17 protein-coding genes are annotated in these 23,291 nt (G+C 42.6%); 14 read left to right on the top strand and 3 right to left on the bottom strand.

Annotated elements, in window-relative coordinates:
• Positions 1–178: 178 nt before the first annotated feature.
• The 3 genes from ATS75_RS15855 (at position 179) to ATS75_RS15845 (ending at position 3,694) form a co-directional block, all read left to right on the top strand.
• Positions 179–802 (top strand): hypothetical protein, encoded by a 624-nt coding sequence (locus ATS75_RS15855; RefSeq protein WP_058561398.1) that lies wholly within the window; start codon positions 179–181, stop codon positions 800–802.
• The gene (locus ATS75_RS15850) at positions 792–2,021 is read left to right on the top strand and encodes a hypothetical protein (RefSeq protein ID WP_058561493.1); all 1,230 of its coding nucleotides are present in this window, start codon (positions 792–794) and stop codon (positions 2,019–2,021) included. The genes ATS75_RS15855 and ATS75_RS15850 overlap by 11 nt, the downstream gene beginning before the upstream one ends.
• A 71-nt stretch (positions 2,022–2,092) precedes the next feature.
• Positions 2,093–3,694, top strand: coding sequence for a methyl-accepting chemotaxis protein (locus tag ATS75_RS15845; protein ID WP_058561397.1), 1,602 nt, complete (start codon positions 2,093–2,095; stop codon positions 3,692–3,694).
• A gap of 86 nt (positions 3,695–3,780) precedes the next feature.
• On the opposite strand, the gene speE is transcribed toward ATS75_RS15845, so the two are convergent.
• Positions 3,781–4,644, bottom strand: a complete 864-nt coding sequence (speE, locus tag ATS75_RS15840; protein ID WP_058561396.1) for a polyamine aminopropyltransferase — start codon at positions 4,642–4,644, stop codon at positions 3,781–3,783.
• A 203-nt stretch (positions 4,645–4,847) separates the two neighbouring features.
• Between speE and speA the strand changes: the two genes are divergently transcribed.
• The 4 genes from speA to ATS75_RS15820 are packed head-to-tail and all read left to right on the top strand — an operon-like array spanning position 4,848 to position 9,841.
• Positions 4,848–6,725 (top strand): biosynthetic arginine decarboxylase, encoded by a 1,878-nt coding sequence (gene speA, locus ATS75_RS15835; RefSeq protein WP_058561492.1) that lies wholly within the window; start codon positions 4,848–4,850, stop codon positions 6,723–6,725.
• Positions 6,726–6,760: 35 nt separating this feature from the next.
• On the top strand, positions 6,761–7,639 hold the full coding sequence (locus ATS75_RS15830) for an acyltransferase (protein WP_058561395.1): 879 nt from the start codon (positions 6,761–6,763) through the stop codon (positions 7,637–7,639).
• Between the two features lie 19 nt (positions 7,640–7,658).
• Positions 7,659–8,582 (top strand): acetyltransferase, encoded by a 924-nt coding sequence (locus ATS75_RS15825; RefSeq protein ID WP_058561394.1) that lies wholly within the window; start codon positions 7,659–7,661, stop codon positions 8,580–8,582.
• Between the two features lie 29 nt (positions 8,583–8,611).
• A complete protein-coding gene (locus ATS75_RS15820; protein ID WP_058561491.1) occupies positions 8,612–9,841 on the top strand; it encodes a mechanosensitive ion channel family protein in 1,230 nt (409 codons plus the stop codon).
• Here ATS75_RS15820 and chrA read toward each other — a convergent pair.
• A complete protein-coding gene (chrA, locus tag ATS75_RS15815; protein WP_058561393.1) occupies positions 9,801–10,952 on the bottom strand; it encodes a chromate efflux transporter in 1,152 nt (383 codons plus the stop codon). The two genes, ATS75_RS15820 and chrA, sit on opposite strands and share 41 nt — an antisense overlap.
• A gap of 124 nt (positions 10,953–11,076) precedes the next feature.
• Between chrA and ATS75_RS15810 the strand changes: the two genes are divergently transcribed.
• Complete coding sequence (locus ATS75_RS15810) at positions 11,077–11,877, top strand: substrate-binding periplasmic protein (RefSeq protein ID WP_058561392.1); 801 nt, start codon at positions 11,077–11,079, stop codon at positions 11,875–11,877.
• A 74-nt stretch (positions 11,878–11,951) separates the two neighbouring features.
• Positions 11,952–12,584 carry an OmpA family protein gene (locus ATS75_RS15805; protein ID WP_058561391.1) on the top strand — a complete coding sequence of 211 codons (633 nt, stop codon included), beginning with the start codon at positions 11,952–11,954 and terminating at the stop codon, positions 12,582–12,584.
• A 36-nt stretch (positions 12,585–12,620) separates the two neighbouring features.
• Here the strand turns inward: ATS75_RS15805 and ATS75_RS15800 are convergent, their stop codons facing one another.
• Positions 12,621–14,402 (bottom strand): ABC transporter transmembrane domain-containing protein, encoded by a 1,782-nt coding sequence (locus ATS75_RS15800; protein WP_058561390.1) that lies wholly within the window; start codon positions 14,400–14,402, stop codon positions 12,621–12,623.
• Between the two features lie 89 nt (positions 14,403–14,491).
• Between ATS75_RS15800 and ATS75_RS15795 the strand changes: the two genes are divergently transcribed.
• From ATS75_RS15795 to ATS75_RS15780, 5 genes are all read left to right on the top strand, one after another.
• Positions 14,492–14,890, top strand: a complete 399-nt coding sequence (locus tag ATS75_RS15795; RefSeq protein ID WP_058561389.1) for a DUF3224 domain-containing protein — start codon at positions 14,492–14,494, stop codon at positions 14,888–14,890.
• 11 nt (positions 14,891–14,901) lie between these two features.
• Entirely contained in the window at positions 14,902–15,066 is a 165-nt protein-coding gene (locus ATS75_RS20515) for a hypothetical protein (protein WP_201020974.1), read from the top strand.
• A gap of 33 nt (positions 15,067–15,099) precedes the next feature.
• On the top strand, positions 15,100–15,717 hold the full coding sequence (locus ATS75_RS15790; RefSeq protein ID WP_058561388.1) for a LysE family translocator: 618 nt from the start codon (positions 15,100–15,102) through the stop codon (positions 15,715–15,717).
• Between the two features lie 280 nt (positions 15,718–15,997).
• Entirely contained in the window at positions 15,998–18,880 is a 2,883-nt protein-coding gene (locus ATS75_RS15785; RefSeq protein ID WP_058561387.1) for a TonB-dependent receptor, read from the top strand.
• 21 nt (positions 18,881–18,901) lie between these two features.
• Complete coding sequence (locus tag ATS75_RS15780; RefSeq protein ID WP_058561386.1) at positions 18,902–23,212, top strand: alpha-1,6-glucosidase domain-containing protein; 4,311 nt, start codon at positions 18,902–18,904, stop codon at positions 23,210–23,212.
• The last annotated feature ends 79 nt before the right edge of the window (positions 23,213–23,291 follow it).

Below are 23,291 nucleotides of genomic sequence, written 5' to 3'. Positions count from 1 at the left end.
GTGTGTCCAACTGATTTGATGGGTGCGCAGTTAGAATAAATGACCAAGCGAGGTTTTACGAGGTGGCTGCATACGTATTCAATTTGCAGCTTATAATTAAAAGGTTATTAAAATATCTGAAAATACGACTTAAATATGTCTATAATAAATCAAATCAAATAATAATATTGTCATCCAGATGAAGCTTCTTAGTGCTATCTTATTAACTTTATTGGCGTTCAGCAGTCAAGCCGCCACCATTACGGTTTATAACCAAGGCCAAAAAGTACAGCCAAATGTGGTTGTTTGGTTGCAAGCTAAAACCCCTATTTCGGTGCCTCGTAAGCCAGAGGAAATGTTCACTATGGGGCAGAAAGATCGTCAATTCACCCCGCATATTTTAGTGGTAGAGCAAAATGGTCAGGTTGATTTTCCGAATGCAGACTCGATCATGCATCACGTGTACTCATTTTCCAAAAGTAAGTCGTTTGAATTGAAGTTATACCGTGAGCAGCCACAAGCCCCCATTACTTTTGAGCAAACTGGCGTCGTTGAGCTTGGGTGTAACATACATGACTGGATGTTGGGCTATATTGTGGTTGTTGATAGCCCGTACTACGGTATCACTGACGAGCAAGGCCAAGTGACATTAGATGTCCCCGTTGGCGAATACACATTAAATTCGTGGCACGAGGGGTTTGCCGATATCAGCTCAATCGAGTCAAAGGCTGTAAGTATTGTTAGTGAGGCTTTGCGCTATCAACTTAAACAACCATTAATACCGCGCGTAGCTATTGGTGTGGATGAATTTGATGACTATTAAACATATATTAAACACTGTTTCTATTATTGCCGTGGTTACTACGTTTAACGTCAGTGCACACGTAAAAGGGCTGTTGCAGGTCAGTGCTATTAATGCGGACTCGCAAACAAGTTGGCAGGAGCGCGGTGTCGGCTTGTATCGCTTTGATAGTGATACAGAGGGGGTGTTACTTTCGCAAGGGTTACTTGATTTTCGCACTGATTTAACTTCTGCATGGTCTGCCCATGGTGTAATAAATGCTTATCAAGATCCTGAACCGACAGTGGGCTTTACACAAGCTTACTTGCAGTACAAACCTCTTACTCAGAATAAGTATAAATGGCACGTACGGGTTGGCGGCTTCTACCCATTATTATCACTAGAAAACCCAGATATGGGGTGGTTGTCCCCTTATAATTATACTAATTCAGCTATTAATTCGTGGGTAGGTGAAGAGCTCCGGACCTTGGGCATTGAAGCCACGATAAAGCGCCCTGGTCGAAGCTTTAACAGTGCACATAGCTTCTCATTTGTTGGCGCAACGTTTAAAGGAAATGATCCTGCCGGCACGTTATTGGCTTGGCGAGGCTTTGCACTGCATGACCGCCAAACAACATTTAATGAAGGTATCGCATTTGCGCCTGTTGCTTCACTCAATACTCCACAACTTCAGTTTCAAGCTAATCAGGTATTACCATTTGAAGAAGTTGACGGACGTTATGGGTATTACATTGGTATGCACTGGGATTATTTAAAACAATCTCAATTTAGGTTTTATTATTATGATAATAATGGTGATCCAGCTGCAATTAATTACAGCACGGGGCAATACGCATGGGATACGCGCTTTTCAAGTGCAGCATGGTTGTACAAATTCACCCGTAAAACGCGCTTAATTACACAGATGATGTCTGGTAGTACAGCGATGGGGGCTAAGCGGGGAGTTGATAATCGATTCTATAGCCATTTCATTTTATTAAGTCATAAATTAGCACTGCACCGACTTTCGATACGTTATGACTATTTTGAAGTGACTGACAAAGATGATTGGGCGTTTGACCCTAATGCGAGTCATGGAGAGGGTATTACAGCCACTTGGCGCTACCAATTAAATCAGCAATGGCAACTGGGAGCCGAAGCTTCTGCGTTACGCAGCCAAGCAGATAATCGCCCATTAATGGGGTTATCACCACGTATTTCACAACAACAAATTGCATTAAATGCGCAATGGCGATTTTGACTTAGGCAATACGATATTTTTCAACTATCTTTATACTTTAATGTGATGAACATTTTGAGTTGAGGTAATAGATGAAATTACAAAGTATTCGTGTCAAAAGTTCATTACCTATTGCGCTATTAGGTATTGCTATTGTTTTATTGATTGCAGGTTACACCTATTTAATTAATTTGCAAAAGGCTGCACTGGAGACCCAGTCAGTTCGCTTTTTAAATGCTATTTCGGTTGTTTTAAATGCTGATAGAGATCTTTATCAAGCTAAAGTCGCTGAGCTCAACTTAGTCACCAATAAAAAAGGCGATGCAGATGAATTACAAAGCCACAGTGAAAATGCGCAACAGGTCGCAGATCGGTTTAAACAATACTTAAGCTACCTGTCGATTTATCCCGAAGTTACCGAAAGCGTCAGTAATTTTGATTCAGCATTTTCTCGTTGGTTATCCGCTTCAGAGGCATATATAAACGCTGCTCAAAATAAATCGCATGAACAAGCGGCTAATCGAGAGTTTGACGCTTTACGAGATATTTTAGACAAAGCAGGGGAACGTGCCGAATCAGTGTCTAAAATAGAAAAGCAAAAGCTCATTGACAAGATTAATAGCACTAAATGGCTGCTGCTTTTTATGATCGTTGTTATTCTTGCGGTTGCAGGTTGGTTTAGTTATCAAATACCGCGTCAACTTACTAAACAAATGGATTATGTAACAAACAGAATCAATGAAATAGCATCCGGTGATGGGGATTTAACTGGGCGAATTACAATTAAGAGCCAAGATGAATTTGCAGAGCTTGCAACCGCATTTAATCGTTTTTTAGATAATTTACAGCAGCTGATACGCGATATTTTAGTGCAAGCGAATGAATTAAATAACCTAGGAGGCGATTTAAACCAGTTTGCTAATCAAAACAGTGATGTTAACCACAAGCTGAGTCAAGCTTCTGAGTCTATTGTGAGTGCGGTTCACCAAATGAGTGTCGCCAGTCGAGAAGTTGCCAGTGTGGCTCAAGAATCATCTAAAGAGGCTGATAACTCTCAGTCTTTGGCAAAAGATGGATTGAGTGCCGTTGCCAGTTCAAGTAATAAAATTATTGCGCTATCTGAAAATATGGAACACGCTAGTAATAAATCAACTGAGTTACAACAAAGTTCAGACAATATTGCCAGAGTGTTAGAGGTAATACGCGCAATCGCAGAGCAAACGAATTTGCTTGCCCTCAATGCGGCTATAGAAGCAGCTCGAGCGGGTGAACAAGGGCGTGGGTTTGCAGTGGTAGCAGATGAAGTGAGAACGCTCGCTACTCGGACCCAAGAAAGCACCAACGACATTCAAAATATGGTTGAGCAGTTTGCTACAAGTGTTGAGCAATCACTGTCAGCAATTAATAGTGGAAAAAGGTTTGCAGACGAAGCCGTAGCGTCATTTTCACAGACAAACGATGTACTTAACGCGATGCAAAGTTCCTCTGTTAAAGTTAATGAAATGGCGATGCAAACGGCGCATGCTACAGATGAGCAGACGACTGTTTCTGAAGAGATTAGTCACAACTTATCATCGCTTAATGATCAAACACTGCAAGGGGGAGAGCTTGCGCGCTCGACGGAAGATGTAGCACTTAGAATGAATCAACTAACCGGTGAGCTAAGCAATTTAGTGAAGCGTTTTAAGGTTTAAAAAAACCATTAAAGCAAAAGGGGCTACAAAGCCCCTTTGTTATGACATGTAAATTCAAATCAACTTTGGGAAGCGTTCCCCCAATTTTATTTTTTTGTAAATGCGCGCTTCATAAAGTTTGGTGTTGCAAGCGCACCATAATGAATACCGCTGTTGTAATACTCGGTGATTTGCGCAAGCTCTTTGGCTGCATCTTCTCTGAAACCTGCAAATACTTCACCTTTACGAGCGAGCGTGACAGACCACAAACCACTTGGGTAAATAGGCTGTGGGAAGGGTAAGGTTTGTAAGTCGCCAAACCCCACATCAGTCATTGCATCGCGCATTTCGACAAGTAAAGGCATATGCATTAGTGGAGATTCACTTTGTTGCACCATGATGCCGCCAGGGCGTAATGCTTTTAAACAGCTGGTGTAAAAGGCATGGTTGAATAGTCCTTCACCAGGGCCCACAGGGTCTGTGCCATCAACAATAACTACATCGATGGACTCAGGCGCTGCTTCGCGCATGTATTTAATTCCATCATCAAACATTACGGTTGCTCGTGGGTCTTGGTTGGCTTCACACAATTCAGGAAAATATTTCAGTGACATTTGTGTCACGACTTCATCGATATCGATTTGTGTTACCGACTCAACACTTGTATGTTTTAACACTTCACGTAACGTACCGCAGTCGCCGCCACCAATGATCACTACATTTTTAGGGTGTGGGTGCGCTAATAATGCTGGGTGGCTGATCATTTCATGATAAAAGAAGTTTTCACGACTACTGACCATTGTGCAGCCATCAATAATCATTAAGTTACCAAAGTCAGTGGTTTCGAACATTTCAACTTTTTGAAAAGGAGATTGCTTTTCGTCTAACTTTTTATTGATACGTAGAGAAAACGCACTGCCGTCTCGTTCACTGATTTCGGTAAACCATTTGCTTTGATCTAAATTTGCCATGTCGCTAGCTACACTTTTAAGTTGAGTATGAAAAAGGGGGCAATTCTGCCAGTGGTTGGCGTTTTGCTCAATTAAATTTTTACCAGTATAGCGAATATTTTCTTCTCGCTTTGGCTTAAAGTTTAATTTTTGTTAGCGTAGGAGCTATGGAAGTACTAAAATACGCGATTCTGCGAAACTTGTTAACTATAGAAGAATTTGCCATGACTTGGGGTTTAGACACAGCACGCGCGACCTATAACGTTGCACATTGGAGTGACGGTTACTTTGATATAAACAGCCAAGGCGAGTTGGTCGCTTACCCTGATAGTGATCAAACTAAAACGGCAATTTCGTTAAGCGAACTCACAGAGCAATTTAAAAAGCAAGGGTTAACACTCCCTGTGCTGGTACGATTTACTGATATTTTACAAAATCGAGTAGACACGCTCACTAGTGCATTTTGTAAAGCACGCGATGCTCGCGATTATCAAGGTCAGTACACCTGTGTATACCCCATTAAAGTTAACCAACAACGCTCAGTGGTAAGTAAACTATTAGCGCACCCGAGTGGTTTAGTGGGGCTCGAAGCAGGCTCTAAGCCTGAGCTTATGGCAATACTTGGTGTAGCCACTTCCCCAATTACCATTGTATGCAATGGCTACAAAGACAGCGAGTTTTTACGCCTTGCATGTATAGGTCAGGCAATGGGACATAACGTTAAAATAGTGGTTGAAAAATTATCAGAATTAACCACATTGTTAACTGAAATTGAAGACTTAGGCATTGAACCTGCGATAGGTATCCGCATTCGTTTAAATTCAGTGGGTAAAGGTAAGTGGCAAAATACGGGGGGGGAAAAAGGTAAGTTTGGACTAACCGCAGGCCAAGTATTAAGCGCTGTTGAGGTGCTTAAACAGCATGATAAATTACATTTAATGCAAATGGTGCACTTCCATATTGGTTCACAAATAGCCAATATTCGTGACATTCACCGCGCTTTACGCGAGTGCGCTCGTCACTTTGCTGAGCTTACTCAATTGGGCGTGCCGCTGAATACCGTTGATGTGGGTGGTGGCTTAGGTGTTGATTATGAGGGATCAGGTTCTCGCAGTGCGTGCTCTATGAATTACACCGTTGATGAATATGCTCGTAATGTGGTTAATGCGTTTGCTGAAGTGTGTGAGCAACACACGCTTCCTCACCCTGCTATTATTACAGAATCAGGGCGAGCACTTACCGCTCATCATGCTGTACTTATCACTGATGTGATTGATGTTGAAAAAGCCCCAAACCACTCAAGCCCAAGTGCACCAGAACCAAATAGCGTGCTAGTGCTTGATGAAATGTGGCAGTGTTTACAACGTTTAACCCCGCGCATGGCCTTAGAAATCTACCACGATGCGATGCACTTATTTAGTGAAGCGCATGACCAATATGTACATGGATTAGTGAGTATGTTGGAGTGGGCAAAAATAGAGCAGTTATACTTCACTATTTTACATCGTGTGCGCGCGTCTTTGAGTAATGCACGTGCCCATCGCGAAGTATTAGATGATTTAAATGAAAAGCTAGCAGATAAGTTATTTGTGAACTTTTCGTTATTTCAGTCACTACCCGATGTATGGGGTATTCAACAACTGTTTCCTGTGATGCCGATAGAAAACTTGGATAAGCCATTAACACAACGCGCAATTATTCAAGATATAACCTGTGATTCAGACGGCCAAATTCGGGAATATGTTGAAGGCGCAGGCATTGAAACAAGCCTACCTATACCTGAGTATGTAGCAGGGCAGCAATACCATATTGCGATGTTTATGGTAGGCGCATATCAAGAAATATTAGGCGATCTTCATAACCTATTTGGTGATACCGATTCAGTGCATGTGGAGCTAAATGAGCAAGGCTATCAACTCACTAATGCCATAAAAGGTGATAGCGTTAAGGATGTATTAAAGTTTGTTGATTATGATAGCGAAATTTTAGCTGAAAACTTTGCTACAACAATCGCAACATTATCAGTAAGTGACACCGAAAAAGCGCAGTTTTTAACAGAGCTTAATGCTGGGTTGGCTGGGTATACCTATTTTGAAGATTAACAACAGACACGTTTAATGAAAGGAATTGAGTAGTAATGTCTATAATTCGCTGTGTTTTTAGTATTGTGTTTTACACCTTAAATACTGTGCTTTGGTTTATTCCTATTTTTATTTTTGGCCTTATAAAGTTATTGCCTATTAAACCGCTACAAAAAGCGATGAGCTGGGCTGCCAAAAAGTGTGCAAGCATGTGGGTAACGTGCAATTCGCTAAATCAGAATCTATTTACACCTTATGAGCTAAATGTATCAGGTCTTGAGTCGTTGCAACTTAAAGATTGGTATTTGATTATTGCCAATCATCAAAGCTGGGTTGATATTTTAGTTTTACAGCGATTACTCAATAGAAAAATTCCATTTCTAAATTTCTTTTTAAAAAAAGAATTAATTTATGTACCAATTTTAGGCTTGGCTTGGTGGGCATTGGATTTTCCATTTATGACGCGTACCAGCAAGAGCCAACTTAAGAAGAACCCAAAATTACGTGGTAAAGATTTGGAAACAACCCGAAGAGCCTGTGAAAAATTTAAAGAAATGCCAGTGAGTATTGTCAACTTTGTTGAAGGAACTCGTTTTACCGATGTAAAACATCAGCGCCAAAATAGCCCGTTCTCACATTTGCTTAAACCTAAAGCGGGTGGTATTGCATTTGTCATGCAAGCAATGGGCGAACAAATTTCAAAAGTGGTTAATGTGACCATTCAATACCCTGATGGTATTCCAACGTTTGTCGACTTTGCCAGCGGTCGAGTGAAACATATTAATGTTCACGTTGAGGTATTACCTGTTAGCCCTGAGTTAATCGGTGATTACACTGCTGATAATGAGTTTAGAGTGCGCTTTCAGTCGGAGTTAAACCGCTTGTGGGAAGAAAAAGAAAAGCAAATTATTCAGTTAGAACAGCAATCTAAATGATCATAAAAAGCGAGTTTACATGCTAAATAAAATCACACCAAATTGGCTTAATGGCCTGTTTGTCGGCACGGTACTTTTTAGCAACACTTTGCTGTGGGGCACGTTAGTTTTAATACTGGGTGTTATTAAACTCGTTTTACCTTTTAAGTGGATCAGTGACTTATTACACTGTGCTTATCAGGGCTGGTGTAGTGGTAATCGTTTAGGCCTGCGTCTGAGTAATGCGCAGTTGGATGTCAACATCGCGGGTGATGTCAATAAGCATGGCTGGTACTTGTTAGTTTCAAATCACTTAAGTTGGCTTGATATCGTTGTATTAAGTGCAATAGATGCGCTACCAGCGCCAAAATTCTTTTTAAAAGATGAGTTGAAGTATGTGCCTCTCATTGGCTCAGGTGCATGGGCAATGGGGATGCCATTTATGAAACGGGTATCGAAGGCGCAGGTAGCACGTAATCCGAAACTAAAAGGACTCGATGTAGAGCGAACAAAGCGCAGTTGTCGAGACTTTCGCAGTCACCCAACAACCATAATTAACTTTGTTGAAGGCACGCGTTTTACTGCTCTAAAGCACCGTACTCAACATAGCCCTTTTAAGTACTTACTCAAGCCAAAAGCCGGCGGTGTGGCTTTTGCATTAGAAGTGCTAGGGGAGCAATTTGATGCCATACTTAACACCACTTTGGTGTATGACGCTAAAAGTAACCATATTTGTGGTAGTTTTCTTCGTGGCCAGTTAAATAAAATAACAGTCACCATTACACTCACACCAGTAAGCCCCCATTTATTAGGTAATTATCAGCAAGACACGGCGTTTAGGGCGCAGTTTCAAAAAAGTATTAATCAGATATGGATAGCAAAAGATAGCGAGTTAGCTAAAGCATATAAACCACGCTATGCTGATCCTGTCATACTGGATGATAAGGAGATTGAAATACCGTGACTCAACAAACACATTTACAGCAACTCATTATGCCATGGTTTGAAGGGGTGCCTGATGCCACATTTTTCAGTGCGCTGACTGCCACAGCGATTGGTGTGTGCACTCTGCTTTTGGTGTATTTATTTACCGGTCGTCTAATGTTGCCGGGCATTCAGGCTGTGGTGACCAAGCTATCACCAGAGCGTATCGGTTCACTTGCGCCTATGCTAACCAAGCTGAATCGTCGCTTTGCAGGTATGCTATGTTGCGTGTTATTTTTAGCCACGTTCGATAGTATTTATCCGGTCGGGGAATTTGCTGCGGAAGTGTTTAAAATCATTGGGCAAACACTGCTTGTCATTCATATCGGATTTATTATCAGCAGTATAGTGAGTATTGCGGGTGGGATTTACAATCAGCTTGAGTTTGCCCGTGAGGTACCTATTCAAGGGTTGATCCAAGTTGTTAAACTAATGACCTTTATGGTTTGTGCAATCTTGATCGTGAGTATCGTACTTGAAAAATCGCCTACGTATATTCTGTCGGGTTTTGGTGCAATTGCGGCCGTCACTTTACTTGTTTTTAAAGACACCATTCTTGGTTTTGTAGCGAGTATTCAAATCGCCGCGAATCGTCTAGTGACTTATGGTGATTGGATTCAAGTTGAAAATTATGGCGCAGACGGTGAGGTGATAGATCTCGGTTTAAACACGGTTAAAGTGCGTAACTGGGATAACACAATTACCACTATTCCAACGTATATGCTGGTGGCTGGTTCATTTAAAAATTGGCGCGGCATGCAGGAATCAGGTGGACGCCGTATTAAGCGATCATTGAATATTGACATGAACAGTATTCGTCTTGCGGATGATGAGTTCACGCGTACATTGGGGCAGGCCATTGTTTTAAAAGATTACATTAAGTTAAGTTCATTACCCGAACCAGTATCAAACCTAGGGCTATTTCGCCGCTATGCTGAAGGGTATTTAAAACAGCATAGTAAAATAAACAGCTCGCTGACACTAATGGTCCGAGAGTTACAGCCGCTTAATCATGGCCTACCTATTGAGTTTTATTGTTTTAGTGAAGATAAGCGCTGGATATCTTATGAGCATTTACAAGCAGAAATCATGGATCATCTATTAGCGGTACTACCTTTGTTTGACTTACGGCCTTATCAAAGTGTTACAGGGCAGTTTAGCCCTGCAACGACAATGTCTAGTAGTGTAAAACCGACGATTAAAGTGGCAAATACTGCTGGCCAAGACCCACAAAAATAAACCCAATGAGAAGCCACCAAATAGGTGGTTTTGCCAGTCGAAGCCAAGCAAAAGCAGCAACAACAAGGGCTATGTGCCAGATATTATGTACTGCTGAAGTCCAAATAGGCGAATACAGTGCAGCGGCTAAAAACCCCACGACCGCTGCGTTAAGCGCAGCAATACTACTGGCGAAACGAGGGCGTTGAGCTAGTTGCAACCAACTTTTCTGTAACGCGAACATGAGCAATAAGCCCGGCAGAAAAATGAGTGTTGTTGCAATGAGTGCACCCATCACTGGGTTTACACCTGAAAACTGGGTGCCTAAATAAGTGGCTATAGTGAACATAGGACCCGGTACAGCTTGAGCACTGGCGTAGGCACTTAAAAACTGCTCCGTACTTAGCTCTGTAACGCCTGCTTGTAAAATGGGTAATACAACGTGACCGCCTCCAAATACCATTGCACCAGCTTGATAAAACGGAGCAAACAGTGCTGCGTGGTCACCTAAGGGGGCAAAACTCAGAACCAACAACAAGGCAAATAAACCCAATGCACCCCAATGAATGTGAGTTGTTTTTGCTGAAGTGGCATCGGTGTTTTGAGGTAACTTTATTAAAGGCCAAATAGCGCCAATAGCTGCTGCGATAACAAGTACAGCGATTTGGTTTAAAAGGTTTGGCTGCAATATCAGTAGTACTGTACTTGCTAAGGCTAATGCTTTTAATACCCAGCTAGTGCAAAAGCTCTTTGCCATACTCAGTGTTGCATCTGCCACAATCACCACGGCAAAAAGCTTAAGGCCAGTAACGACTGCAAAGTAGATACTGTCAAACTGATGTGCACTGAGTGCCAATAACAGCATGATCAACAAAGAAGGCAGCGTAAACCCAATAAAGGCTGCAATGCCGCCAGGCAAACCATGGCGTTCAACACCGATTGCAAATCCAACTTGACTTGAGCCAGGACCTGGTAGGGCTTGGCTTAAACTGATCAGTTGCGCGTAACGTTGATTATTTAACCACTTTAAGTTATCAACAAAATGGTTTTTAAAATAACCTAAGTGCGCCGCTGGCCCCCCAAAACTCATGCAACCTAGTAGAAAAAACTGTTTAAAAATAGCAAACAACATAATGGATCTATTTTCCTATATGACTCTTTTATTTCATTATGACAAATTTATATGACATTTTAATGGTTTTTAAACCTTGTACCTGTCTACAATGTAATAAAGGTTTAATTAAATTTAATCAGCTATGCAATTTATTGGCTATATTCTCATTATTTTTTTCTTTTTATCGCCTAGTTTAAAGGCGGCAGACCCATACGTACGTGCGAAAGTGCCTAACGTGTCAATCGCTGTGGATCATGCGCCTCCTTATAGTCAAATCAGTCCTGATGGTGAAATCAGTGGTGCCATCGTCGATATTGTTCGCGCGATGCAAACGCAGCTAGATTTCAAAATTGAATTAGTGGGCTGTCCGTTTTCTCGTTGTATACGTATGTTAGAGTACGGTGAGGTTGATGCGATGGGGGGGTTAATTTTAACGCCCGAACGCCAGCAAAAAATGGTGTTTATTAAGCCCGCTTATATGGCTTTATCATCGTCATTTGTTTTTTATGCGCGTCATAAAAGCCAGTTGAAAATAACAAATTATGAAGATCTTTATGGCAAAAAAATAGCGGTTATGCGAGGCGCAGCCTACTTTAAACGATTCAATGAGGATAATGATTTAATTAAAGTTCCCGTGCCTTCAGAGCAAACTGCAATGGATTTATTATTCAAAGAGCGAGCTGATTTAGTCATCGCGGTGGAAGAAACGGCGGATCATGCGATGAGTGTGCTGAATCAACCCTCTAATAAATTAGTTAAAATGGATTACCGCTACAAAGACACTATCTTTGGCTACCTTGCATTTAATAAAAAATTTGCATCAAGCGTGATTGCACAGGCACTCACTCTTCAAATGCAGCAGATGGCTAAAAGTGGTCAGTTAAGTCAGCTTGTTGCCCCCTATAAATTGCCTCCCATCCCCCCAGAAGTGCTGGACTTTTAATACTTACTTCATTTTTTGTTCATGGAACCCTTGTTAAGCTGCTGCCCAATAGAATTCAACGGCAAGGAAATACCATGGCATTAACTAAATCGCTGTTATCAGCAACAATCATCGGTGTGCTACTTACCGGTTGTGAAACCACAAATACGGGTACGGGTGCTGCAATTGGCGCTGCTACGGGGGCTGTACTTGGTAAAGCAACAGGCAATCATGATGACAAGCGCATTTTTATCGGCGCGGCAATTGGTGCATTAGCCGGAGCCGCTGTGGGCGATTACATGGACAAGCAAGAAGAAGCATTCCGTGATGAGCTGGCAGGTTCTGGTGTTGAAGTGGTGCGTGAGGGTGATAATTTACGCTTAGTGATGCCTTCTAATATTACCTTTGCCACGGATCAATCGTACATTTCATCTGGTTTTCATACTACGCTCGATGCTATTGCAAAAGTGATGAATAAATATGAAAAAACGTATTTAAGTATTCAAGGTCATACAGACAGCACGGGTAAAGATAGCTATAACATGACGCTATCAGAGCAGCGTGCACAAAGCGTTAAAGGTTATTTAGTTAATCAGCAAATTTTAGCAACGCGTATTAACACACGAGGCTATGGTGAAACACAGCCTATAGCGAGTAATGACAGTGCTAATGGTCGCGCAAAAAACCGCCGTGTTGAGATTCAAATAGTCCCGAACACAAAAAAATGATTGAGCATATTTGACCGCACAGCGTGCGGTCACCCTTCAATCTTTATTAAATTGCAGCTCGCAAAGCTGCTTATAAAGTGGGTTAGATTCAATAAGCTGTTGATGTGAGCCAGTGGCAATTATTTGGCCTTGCTCCATGACAACAATCACATCCGCATGTTTTACTGTCGCCAAACGATGCGCAATGATTAACGTGGTTCGGTTTTGCATTAAATGCTCAAGTGCGGCTTGAACATGTTGCTCGCTTTGTGCATCCAGCGCGCTTGTTGCCTCATCAAGTAGTAATATTACAGGGTCTTTTAATATTGCTCGAGCAAGCACAATCCGTTGTTTTTGACCGCCTGATAAACGCACGCCTTGTTCCCCCAAGAAGCTTTCATACCCATTTGGCAAGCTGGTAATAAACTCATCCGCATGGGCATATTTAGCGGCTTGATAGACGAGCTCATCAGAGGCATCTGGATTGCCATATCGAATATTGTGCATAACATCAGAGCTAAATAAAATAGGGTTTTGTGCAACCATACCCATACTGTCTCTAAGTGTTTTAAGTGACAAATCTTTAATATCGATACCATGAAATTTAATGGCGCCATTGGCAGGGTCATAAAAACGTTGCAGTAGTTCAAATAGCGTCGTTTTTCCTGCACCAGAAGGCCCAACAATCGCGACTGTTTGCCCTTGCTGTATACGCAATGAAACGTTTTTCAATGCGCTGACATCAGGGCGAGACGGATAATTAAAAGTCACATTACTGAGCTCAATCGCAGCCGACTCGGGATACGCATCTAACGTGTCATCCAGTGGATGCGTTGGATTAATGATTTCACTCTTCACCGCTAGTAATTCAAGCAACCTGGCCGCAGCTCCTGCTGCACGTTGTAGTTCACCATACACTTCAGCAACGGTCGCCACTGACATTGCAACCATAATCGCATAAAATACAAAAGCGCCTAATTCACCACCTGTCATCGTGCCTGCAAGCACATCATTCCCGCCAACCCACAGCATGATGCTAATCGCACTGAACGTTAAAAAGATGACGGCGGCAATTAAGAATGAACGTTGTTTAATGCGGCTCTTCGCCACAGCAAACGCTTTATCCGTTTCAAGTGCAAACGCCTGTTGTTCGCGTTGTTCATGGCTGTAACTTTGTACCACTTTAATATTTTGAATGATCTCACCGGCATAAGTACTGATATCAGCAATCGCATCTTGGCTGGAGCTCGCTAATTTACGTACTTTTCTACCAAAAACCATCATAGGCACTAGCACTAATGGCACGCAGGTAATCACAACTAAGGTTAGCTTGAGATTTGTGATTAATAACATGGCTAAGCCGCCTATCAGCATTAACGCACTGCGTAATGCCATCGAAAACGATGAACCAATGATGGACTGTAATAATGTCGTGTCAGTGGTTAAACGAGACATTAACTCACCACTGCGATTTTCTTCAAAGTAACTCGGATGAAGTGTGACAATGCGATCAAATACCGCTTTACGAATGTCATTACTGACGCGCTCGCCGATCCACGACATTAAATAAAAACGACTAAAGGTGCCTATTGCTAATAAGCTTATCAGGCCAATCAGCACGAGCACGGCTTGCTTAAGTTGTGCTTGTGAGCCTGCGATAAACCCATGGTCAATGACAAATTTAACACCTTGGCCGAGCGATAAATTAACGCCAGCAGTAACAAGTAATGCCGCCAGCGCTGAAAAAACGACCCATTTATAGGGTTTTATAAATTTAAAAATCGGGATCAAGCTGCTAAAAGCGGCCTTCTCTTTTTGCTCGTTATTGCGACTGCTCATGGTGGATTCTTTTCAATGGATAAGGTATAGATATGGTCACGTTACTCATAAATTCAATAACTGCAGTTAAAAATCAATAAAGGACTCGGATGGAAACTCAAAAAATAAGCGGTCAATTTAGCGTTAAACTTCACCCGATAGAAAGTTACGCCAAAGGCATTGATGGTGTAAATCTAGGGCGTATGTCAATTGATAAAATCTTTAGCGGTGATCTTGAGGCAACGAGCCAAGGTGAAATGCTTAGCGCAATGACGACAACGCAAGGAAGTGCGGGTTATGTGGCAATTGAACAAGTTGTTGGGTCGCTTGGTGGCAAGCAGGGCAGCTTTGTATTACAACACTTTGGTACAATGGATAAAGGCCAAGACGCTTTAATTTTAAATGTAGTGCCGGATTCTGGAAGTAATGAACTTGCCGGGTTGAAAGGTAAAATGGTGATCCGCATTGAAGAGGGGACTCACTTTTATGACTTCGAGTATCAATTATAAATGAGCACGTTGTGCAGAAAATAGTAGAATTTAGAAAACACCGTGGCTTTTTTAGAGGCGGTATTGATATTGACGCACTGAATGAGCGGATTTATCAATTAAACCAAGATGGCTGGAAAGTCATCAATGTGAACGCTGCAACAGGGCTATACGGCCAAGTTTATGCTTACATATAACTGATTGAAAATGTAGAATTATAAGGAATATCAATGACATTATCCGTTTGGTTAAGTTTAGTTGTTATCTGCATGATGGGAGCAATGTCACCAGGGCCAAGCCTCGCAGTGGTACTCAAGCATAGTATTCATGGCAGTATGAGAAACGGCATGTTAGCGGCACTTAGTCATGGTGTTGGTGTTGGGTTTTATGCCGCAGCATCGTTACTTGGCCTAGGCGCACTAATGCTTCAATTACCTACGGTCTATCAAGTATTGGTGTATTTAGGCGCAGCGTATTTAGCGTATTTAGGTCTTAAAATCCTATTAGCTAAACCCGCGACTGATAAACTACATGTGGCTCAGCAAAGTGGTCACGCACTACAGGCATTACAAGATGGTTTTGCTATTGCTTTTTTAAACCCTAAATTGGCCGTGTTTTTTCTCGCCTTATTTTCTCAGTTCATCGACCCCGCTAATTTAACCCTAAAAATGGGGCTGATCATGTGCTTAACCGTCTTTGTGATCGACACGGGTTGGTACTTACTTGTCGCATTATTAACGGAGCTATCAAGAAAACGCTTTGGTTTCACAAAACCCTCGCCTTGGCTCGATAAGGCGCTGGCAATCGTTTTTATCGCACTGGCAATTCGTGTCGTACTAGCGGTTTAGCTTTTACTAAAACACTCATCTTAAAAATCAAATTAGGTCGCGTTTCCTAACCGCTTTTACGTGTGCTGTGACAGCGGATAATCAACCCACTATTTTAGGTTTGCCATCCATTGCAGTGAAGCTATCGTTGCTTCATGCTTTTCTCTCTTCCTTGCCTGTGCTTATGCATACGTATTCATCACACTTAATTTACTTTTTGGTTACACTTTATTGGTTTTATTTTATCCACAAATTATAAATAAACAGCACACAACTATAATATTAATAGGGTAGGAAGCTCATGGGGAAATTCAAACTGAGTGCATTAATGCTCGCAATGTTTGCCGCAAGCAGTGCATTAGCTGCAGCTGAGAGTGAGGCGCAAACGAGTAAAGAGAAACCACAGATAGAAGAAGATCTCGAAGTCATTGAGGTACGTGGTTTTAGTCGTAGTTTAATCCAATCGCTAAACCAAAAGCGTTTTACAGATACTGTTTCAGAGCAGTTATCAGCTGATGACTTAGGCGCATTGCCTGATGTATCAATGGCTGATGCATTGACTCGATTGCCGGGTATTTCAGCGGTCCGAACAGGCGGGCAAGCAGCGGAAATCAACATTCGGGGTATGTCGGGAGGCTTTGTATTTTCGACTTTAAATGGCCGAGAACAGGTTTCAACCAGTGGTAGCCGAAGCATTGAGTTTGATCAGTATCCCTCTGAGCTAATTAGCTCCGCAGCAGTGTATAAATCGCCTAAAGCATCGCTTATTGAAGGGGGCGTTGCAGGTACTGTTGAGCTGCAAACAGCCAGCCCATTAAGCAATGATCAAAAACATAAGTTTGTGGTGAATGCTCGCGGTATGTTTAATGACCGCGCGTCAGAGGTCAATGATGCCACAGAATATGGCGACCGAATTAGTTTTTCGTATCAAGGTAAATACCTTGATGACACTCTAGGTGTTGCGTTGGGTTATGCCCGTTTATTTCAACCGAGTGTTGCAACCCAGTTTATCGGCCTTGCTTACAACGACAATAAAGATGTTGATGGCCTCGCAAATGACACTGGTGGTCCCGAGCTTAAACCTGAAAACGAATACATCAGTGAAGGCTTTGAGCTTCAGCATTTAGGCGGTGAAGAAACCCGAAATGGCTACATGGCTGCCATTGAATGGGCACCGGTAGATAACTTTAAGTTAAAAAGTGATGTGTTTTTATCTCGCTTTGATACGGAGTCGTTTGCCCGTGGTTTTCGGGTTAAATTAGGCGGTCCAAGCGCCAGCTATGCGAATGCGCAATTAGAAGGCAACTCAGTCATCGGTGCGTCAGTTAACCGCACTTCAAAAAGTTACACGCGAGTAGAAATTGTCAATGATGACAATCAAGACTTTGATGAAGTGGATAGCTACGGAATCAATGCAGATTGGCAAGTCACTGATCGTTTAAACGTTAATATGGACGTGTCTTTATCACGCGCAAAAAGTAATTTCCGTAATGGCTTGCTGTGGGCATTAGTGGCAGAAGATGCCAACGCACAAGAGCCTGTTCTTGATAATAACGTATCAATAAACTATCAACTAAACGGGCTGAACTTACCTGATGTTGGCTTTAATCAAGCGGCTGCTTTTAGTGATATCGATCGTGTGATGGTTAGTAAGTACGGTATTTATCCTTTTAAAAATGAAGATGAAGTTAAAGCGTATCGTCTAGATTTTAAATATGAACTTGAAAATAGCGTGTTTAGTTCTGTTGAGTTTGGTGCGCGTTATTCAGATCGTGAATACAGCAATAATCGGTCTGTGTTTGAATACGGTGATGATGGCGCGTTTTCTGCAAGCGAGCCGCCACTTAAATTAACCGATGATATGGTTGATGTTGTTGATTGGCAGGGCGAGTTTAGTTACTTCCCATCATATTTGGCGATTGACTTAGACAAAGCCTTGAACGCCTGGTTCCCGCAAGGTGTTCCTCAACCAGTTACCACGTGGGGTAATGCGGACGGCGTAGTTGATCCACAAGGTTATACCACGAACTATTCGTGGACTATGCTGCAAAGTGGCTCAGTGTATGAAGAAGTGTTTTCAGCTTATGCAATGCTGAATATCAATACTGAAATTGGCGGTATGCCAGTTCTGGGTAACATAGGTGTTCGCCGTGTAGATACGGATCAATCGGCCACTATTTTAGAAAATGTGAATGGTGATTTAGCCCTCGGTGCACAAAATATTACTGACAGTATCGGTATTGTGAACCAAAACTACTTACCGAATGTGTTGGGTACCGACTACGTTGATTATCTGCCATCACTGAACTTAAACTTCCAGCTGTCTGACAACACGCAATTGCGTTTTGCTGCTGCGAAAGTAATGTCGCGTCCACCTATTAATCGCTTAGCAGGGGATGCCAGCGCACAAGCAGATAAAACCAGTGGTAAAATTAATGGTTCAAGCACCAACAACCCATTCTTAAAGCCATTTTACGCTGATCAATATGATGTGTCTTATGAGCATTATTTTGATGAGTCAGATGGGGCGCTGGTCTTAGCTGCGTTCTATAAAAATATTGATTCATTTATCGATACTATCGCTATTGAAGGGTTCGACTTTAAAGGCAATGGCTTCAATGTGCCTGACTTTATTGAAAACCCGGTCAGTGGTGAGCAAGTAGCGACCACCAACGGTACATACACAACAGCGGTTAATAACGCTAACGGTGGCTATATTCGCGGTATTGAGCTTGCTTATACGCAGGTATTTTCATCGTTGCCAGCGCCGTTTAATGGCTTGGGCTTTAACGGTAGCTACTCATACACAGAGAGTGAAGTTGAATCAATCACCAGCTTAGGTGGCGAAACGATGACACAAGGTTTGCCTGGGCTATCAAAGAACGTACTAAACGGCACCTTGTTTTATAGCCTAGATAACTTTGAAACTCGCCTCAATGTGCGTTACCGCTCGGACTTTGTATCAGAGCAAGTGGCTATTAACGAGCAGGTAGTAAATTTCGATGCTGAAACCGTGGTCGATTTTCAAACCTCTTACCAATTTACTGATTCATTTGGCATGTTGCTACAGGTCAATAACCTCACCGATGAACCGACCCAGAGTTACTTTGGCAATGAAAGTATCACCGGGACAACCCAATATTTTGGGCGTCAGGTTTATTTAGGTTTTACCTACAGTCACTAATAGCAAATTGGAGCACGAATAATGAACATAATAACTAAAATGACTCATGTGCTGTTGGCCGTGAGTTTAACGTTACTTTTTGGCTGCGGTGGCGCAGGCAGTAGCGATGTAAAAGCAGGGCAAGCATTACTGACCTGTGATGTACCGCAAGTCCCTAATGCGGCTGGCACACAATGTGTTGACCCAGAGCCTATCTCTTGTGATGCACCGCTGTTTCCAGATGCAAATAACGAAAGTTGCATCAATGGTTATAACCCTGATTTACCCGACCCTGTGATATTTGCAGGCGAAGGTGAGGCTATTTTATTTTATAAACGTCCAGAAAATGAAGGATACGAGGGCTACCGCCTACATTCGTGGAACAATGATAGTTGTGATGCCTATGCGCCGCCATTTGATGCAACGGATTGGGCAAATGGTCACGAATACAACGGTATCGACCCAAATTATGGTGCATATTGGATTGTGGCATTAAAAGAAGGTTACTCCGAATGTGCTAACTTTATTGTTCACATTGGTACGGATGGCGATGGTAAAGCATATGGTGATGTTGATTTAACCATGCCATTGATGCAAGACGATGAACGCTTTGTACGTATGAACTTTACTTTTGATGGTGAGCCTTCAGTTTTTGAATTTCCAGTTGCAAGCCTAGGTGAACGCCCGGTTGCGATTGATGGCGCATCAGCACATTGGATTGACTTAAATACGGTGCTGTATAAGCCTAGTAGCGATCTCGCACAAATTATTAAGTTACACTCATCTGCAACTGCGGACCTAGTGGTTGATTTAGACACTGGGCTAAATGGTGAAGCGGTTGAACTGACTGTAACTGAGTTGAGCGATGAGCAGGTAGCAAAAGTCCCTCATCTAGCCGATTGGACAGCATATCAAGGTAATTGGGATGCTGATGCTGCCAAACAGTTAATCAAACAGCAGTTAGTATTGGCAGGGTACGACGTCGACGGAAAATTACTTGAAGCGACCTTCGTACAAACAGCTAAAGCACTTGATGCACTTTACACGGTAGGCGAAAGTGACGCGAACGAAGCGATGCTTGGCGTGCATTATAATAACAACGCAATCGATGTCTCAGTATGGGCGCCGACTGCGAATGACATGATGATCACGATTTTTGATGCTGACAAAACGCAAGTTGATACAAGTGCGATGACTTTTGATAGCAACACCGGTATTTGGTCTATCAGTTTGGACAGTAAATACGATCGTCATTATTTCCGTTTTGCGTTTGATGTTTATCATCCAACCACTAAAGCAATTGAAAGCTTATGGAGTACCGACCCTTACTCACTCAATGTATCGAGTAATGGGCTTTATTCACAACTGATCAACTTAAGCGATGACGACACTAAACCAGAAGGCTGGGATACGCGTATCGTGCCCACGATTACTAACCCAGAAGATGCGATTATTTATGAAGGCCATGTCCGTGATTTCAGTGTTCGCGATCAGTCAGTGAGCGAAGCAAACCGTGGTAAATACCTAGCATTCACTGAACTTGAAAGCGTGCCAATGCAGCACCTTAAACAATTAGCTGATAAAGGCTTAACGCACTTTCATTTACTCCCTGTGACAGATATTGGCACTATTGAAGAAGACACTGAGCAACGTGTTGAAATCACAGATACGCTAGGAAAGCTTTGTGAGCGTATCAACGATGAAGCGGATGCGTGTAAAATCGAAAATAAAAGCAGCACCATTGTCGATATTATGCAAAGTTACCTACCCGGTTCAGATGATGCACAAGCACTTGCCAGTGCGATGCGTGATTTAGATGGCTTTAACTGGGGGTATGATCCACACCATTTTATCGCACCAGAAGGGTCATATGCATCAAGCAGCGAAGGCATTGCTCGCGTTAAAGAGACGCGTGCCATGGTGCAATCACTGCAAGAAGTAGGGCTTCGTGTGGTACTTGATGTGGTGTACAACCACACAACGTCATCTGGCATTTGGGAAAAGTCAGTGTTTGATAAACTGGTGCCTGGTTATTATCACCGTTACAACGAGGTCTCAGGCGCGATAGAGCGTTCAACCTGTTGTGAAAACACAGCGACTGAACATGTGATGATGGATAAGTTTGTTAGTGATTCAATGGTTATTCTTGCTCGAGATTTTGGGTATGACAGCTTTCGTTTTGATGTAATGGGGCATATGCCTAAATCATCCATATTAGCTGCGCGTGAAGCAGTGCAGGCTGTCGACCCTGATAACTATTTTTATGGTGAAGGCTGGGATTTTGGTGAAGTAGCTAACAATCGTTTATTCACCCAAGCTAAGCAGGCAGATATGGCTGGCTCAGAGGTTGGCACATTTAACGACCGTATTCGTGAAGCCGTGCGTGGTGGGGCGATGTTTAGTAACAACCCGACAGATGGTAATCTCGCAGAGCAAGATACTCTGCGTTTATCGCTGGCGGGCAACTTACAAAATTACATTCTTAAAGACTTTAAAGGTAATTCAGCAAAAGGTAACAGCTTTAGCTGGAACACGCAGCCAACGGCTTACGCGTTAGACCCAGCAGACAGCATTAACTATGTATCAAAGCATGACAATGAAACGCTGTGGGATCAGTTGCAATACAAGCATGCATCAAGCATGAGTATTGAACAGCGCGTGCGTGCGCACAACATGGCATTGTCTATTCCACTTATGAGCCAAGGCATTGTGTTTATGCAACTGGGCGCTGATTTACTGCGTTCTAAGTCAATGGATCGTGATAGTTATAATGCGGGTGATTGGTTTAATGCTGTTGATTTAACCAAAGAGAATAATAACTGGAACATTGGTTTACCTAACGCAGAGAAGAACCAAGAAAAATGGTCTGAAATTATGCCTATCTCTGCTAATGCAGATGCACAGGCAATGCCACAAGATATTGCCTATGCAGGTGATGTATTCCAAGAGTTCTTGGCTATTCGAAGCGCGAGTCCGTTATTTAGATTAACAACTGAGCAAGCAGTTATTGACCGTGTCGGTTTTCATAATGTAGGTAAAAACCAGCAACACGGCTTAATCGTGATGAGCTTGGATGATGGGCAAGGCCTTGATGACTTAGATGCGCAATTTGATGCGCTCGTGGTGATGGTTAACGCAACAGAGCAAACGCTTTCACATACAGTGCCAACAGCGGCTGGCTTTGAATTGCATCCGTTACTAAAAGACAGTGTGGATAGCAGTATGTCTGGGGCTAGCTTTGCAGCGAGTGAAGTCGATGGTACGTTTACTGTACCTGCTTACACTATGGCGGTGTTTGTAAAACCGCAAGGTGATACACAAGGTGCTGGACTCAGTGCGAATGCAACGGTTGGTGCACCGGATGTTGTGCCATTTGGTAGTACCACAGTTTATGTTCGAGGCACCCTGAATGACTGGGGCACAGCGGATAGCTTTGAGTATGTGGGCGGCGGTGAATACCGTGTTGCTATTACACTTACAGCGGGTGATTACGAGTTTAAGATAGCATCAGAGGACTGGGCTACTGTTGATTTTGGCGCCTTGTCAGATGCTGACAAAGACGTCATCGAAAACCAAGCAGAGTCTTTAACACGCAGTGGGGCAAATATGACCTTTACTGCTGCGGTAGATGCGACGTATGTATTCTCGTTTGATGCTAGTGATAAAGAGAGTCCAACACTTAAGGTGTATAACGAAGAGCCGTTTGTAGGCACGCCCGTGTTTGTTCGTGGCAGTTTAAATGAATGGGGTACAAGTGATGAGCTAATGTACCAAGGTAAAGGCATTTACACCTTTACGAAAACACTTAGCGCAGGCAGCTACGAGTTTAAAATTGCCTCTGAAGATTGGAGCACGGTCGACTTTGGCTCGGGTGAATCAGATGCCATGGTTACCGTTGCTAAAGCGAAGCTACTCGCTGTTAAAGGCGCAAACATGATGATGGATATTGCCAGTGATGGTGATTACCAATTTGTGTTTGATGCTAGTAACTTAGATGAGCCAACCCTGAGTGTATTTGATGCGCAAATGTTTGCTGATACACAAGTTTATTTACGTGGTAGTTTAAACGGATGGGGTACTGATAATCCGCTTATGTATCAAGGCAATGCGATGTATAGCACGTCGCTTGAATTAGCGGCTGGCGATTATGAATTTAAAATAGCCTCAGAAGATTGGAGCACCGTTGATTATGGTGGTGTAGGTGAATCACCCGTATTGATGGTGGGCGAACAAAGCTTACTTGAAGCCGTCGGTGCGAATATAACACTGAATATTGCAGAGCAAGGAAATTACACCTTTGCTGTGATTGGGCCTGACCGTAACAACGTCAAGGTACTTATCAGCAAGAATTAATTTGTTTTAGATGTACACTCAAAAGCCGAGCCCCCTGGATGCTCGGCTTTTTTATATGTCAATTGCAGTGGTCAATAAC

Origin of the sequence: Pseudoalteromonas sp. H105, assembly GCF_001469215.1 — a bacterium.
Lineage (GTDB): Bacteria > Pseudomonadota > Gammaproteobacteria > Enterobacterales > Alteromonadaceae > Pseudoalteromonas.
The sequence above is the reverse complement of the archived record's forward strand: the minus strand, read 5'-3'. Positions and strand labels throughout refer to the sequence as shown.

Excerpts from the sequence above, each read along its gene's own strand:
- ATS75_RS15855 (WP_058561398.1), top strand. The coding sequence starts at position 179 with ATGAAGCTTCTTAGTGCTATCTTATTAACTTTATTGGCGTTCAGCAGT.
- ATS75_RS15850 (WP_058561493.1), top strand. The coding sequence starts at position 792 with ATGACTATTAAACATATATTAAACACTGTTTCTATTATTGCCGTGGTT.
- ATS75_RS15845 (WP_058561397.1), top strand. The coding sequence starts at position 2,093 with ATGAAATTACAAAGTATTCGTGTCAAAAGTTCATTACCTATTGCGCTA.
- speE (WP_058561396.1), bottom strand. The coding sequence starts at position 4,644 with ATGGCAAATTTAGATCAAAGCAAATGGTTTACCGAAATCAGTGAACGA.
- speA (WP_058561492.1), top strand. The coding sequence starts at position 4,848 with ATGACTTGGGGTTTAGACACAGCACGCGCGACCTATAACGTTGCACAT.
- ATS75_RS15830 (WP_058561395.1), top strand. The coding sequence starts at position 6,761 with ATGTCTATAATTCGCTGTGTTTTTAGTATTGTGTTTTACACCTTAAAT.
- ATS75_RS15825 (WP_058561394.1), top strand. The coding sequence starts at position 7,659 with ATGCTAAATAAAATCACACCAAATTGGCTTAATGGCCTGTTTGTCGGC.
- ATS75_RS15820 (WP_058561491.1), top strand. The coding sequence starts at position 8,612 with ATGCCATGGTTTGAAGGGGTGCCTGATGCCACATTTTTCAGTGCGCTG.
- chrA (WP_058561393.1), bottom strand. The coding sequence starts at position 10,952 with ATGTTGTTTGCTATTTTTAAACAGTTTTTTCTACTAGGTTGCATGAGT.
- ATS75_RS15810 (WP_058561392.1), top strand. The coding sequence starts at position 11,077 with ATGCAATTTATTGGCTATATTCTCATTATTTTTTTCTTTTTATCGCCT.
- ATS75_RS15805 (WP_058561391.1), top strand. The coding sequence starts at position 11,952 with ATGGCATTAACTAAATCGCTGTTATCAGCAACAATCATCGGTGTGCTA.
- ATS75_RS15800 (WP_058561390.1), bottom strand. The coding sequence starts at position 14,402 with ATGAGCAGTCGCAATAACGAGCAAAAAGAGAAGGCCGCTTTTAGCAGC.
- ATS75_RS15795 (WP_058561389.1), top strand. The coding sequence starts at position 14,492 with ATGGAAACTCAAAAAATAAGCGGTCAATTTAGCGTTAAACTTCACCCG.
- ATS75_RS15790 (WP_058561388.1), top strand. The coding sequence starts at position 15,100 with ATGACATTATCCGTTTGGTTAAGTTTAGTTGTTATCTGCATGATGGGA.
- ATS75_RS15785 (WP_058561387.1), top strand. The coding sequence starts at position 15,998 with ATGGGGAAATTCAAACTGAGTGCATTAATGCTCGCAATGTTTGCCGCA.
- ATS75_RS15780 (WP_058561386.1), top strand. The coding sequence starts at position 18,902 with ATGAACATAATAACTAAAATGACTCATGTGCTGTTGGCCGTGAGTTTA.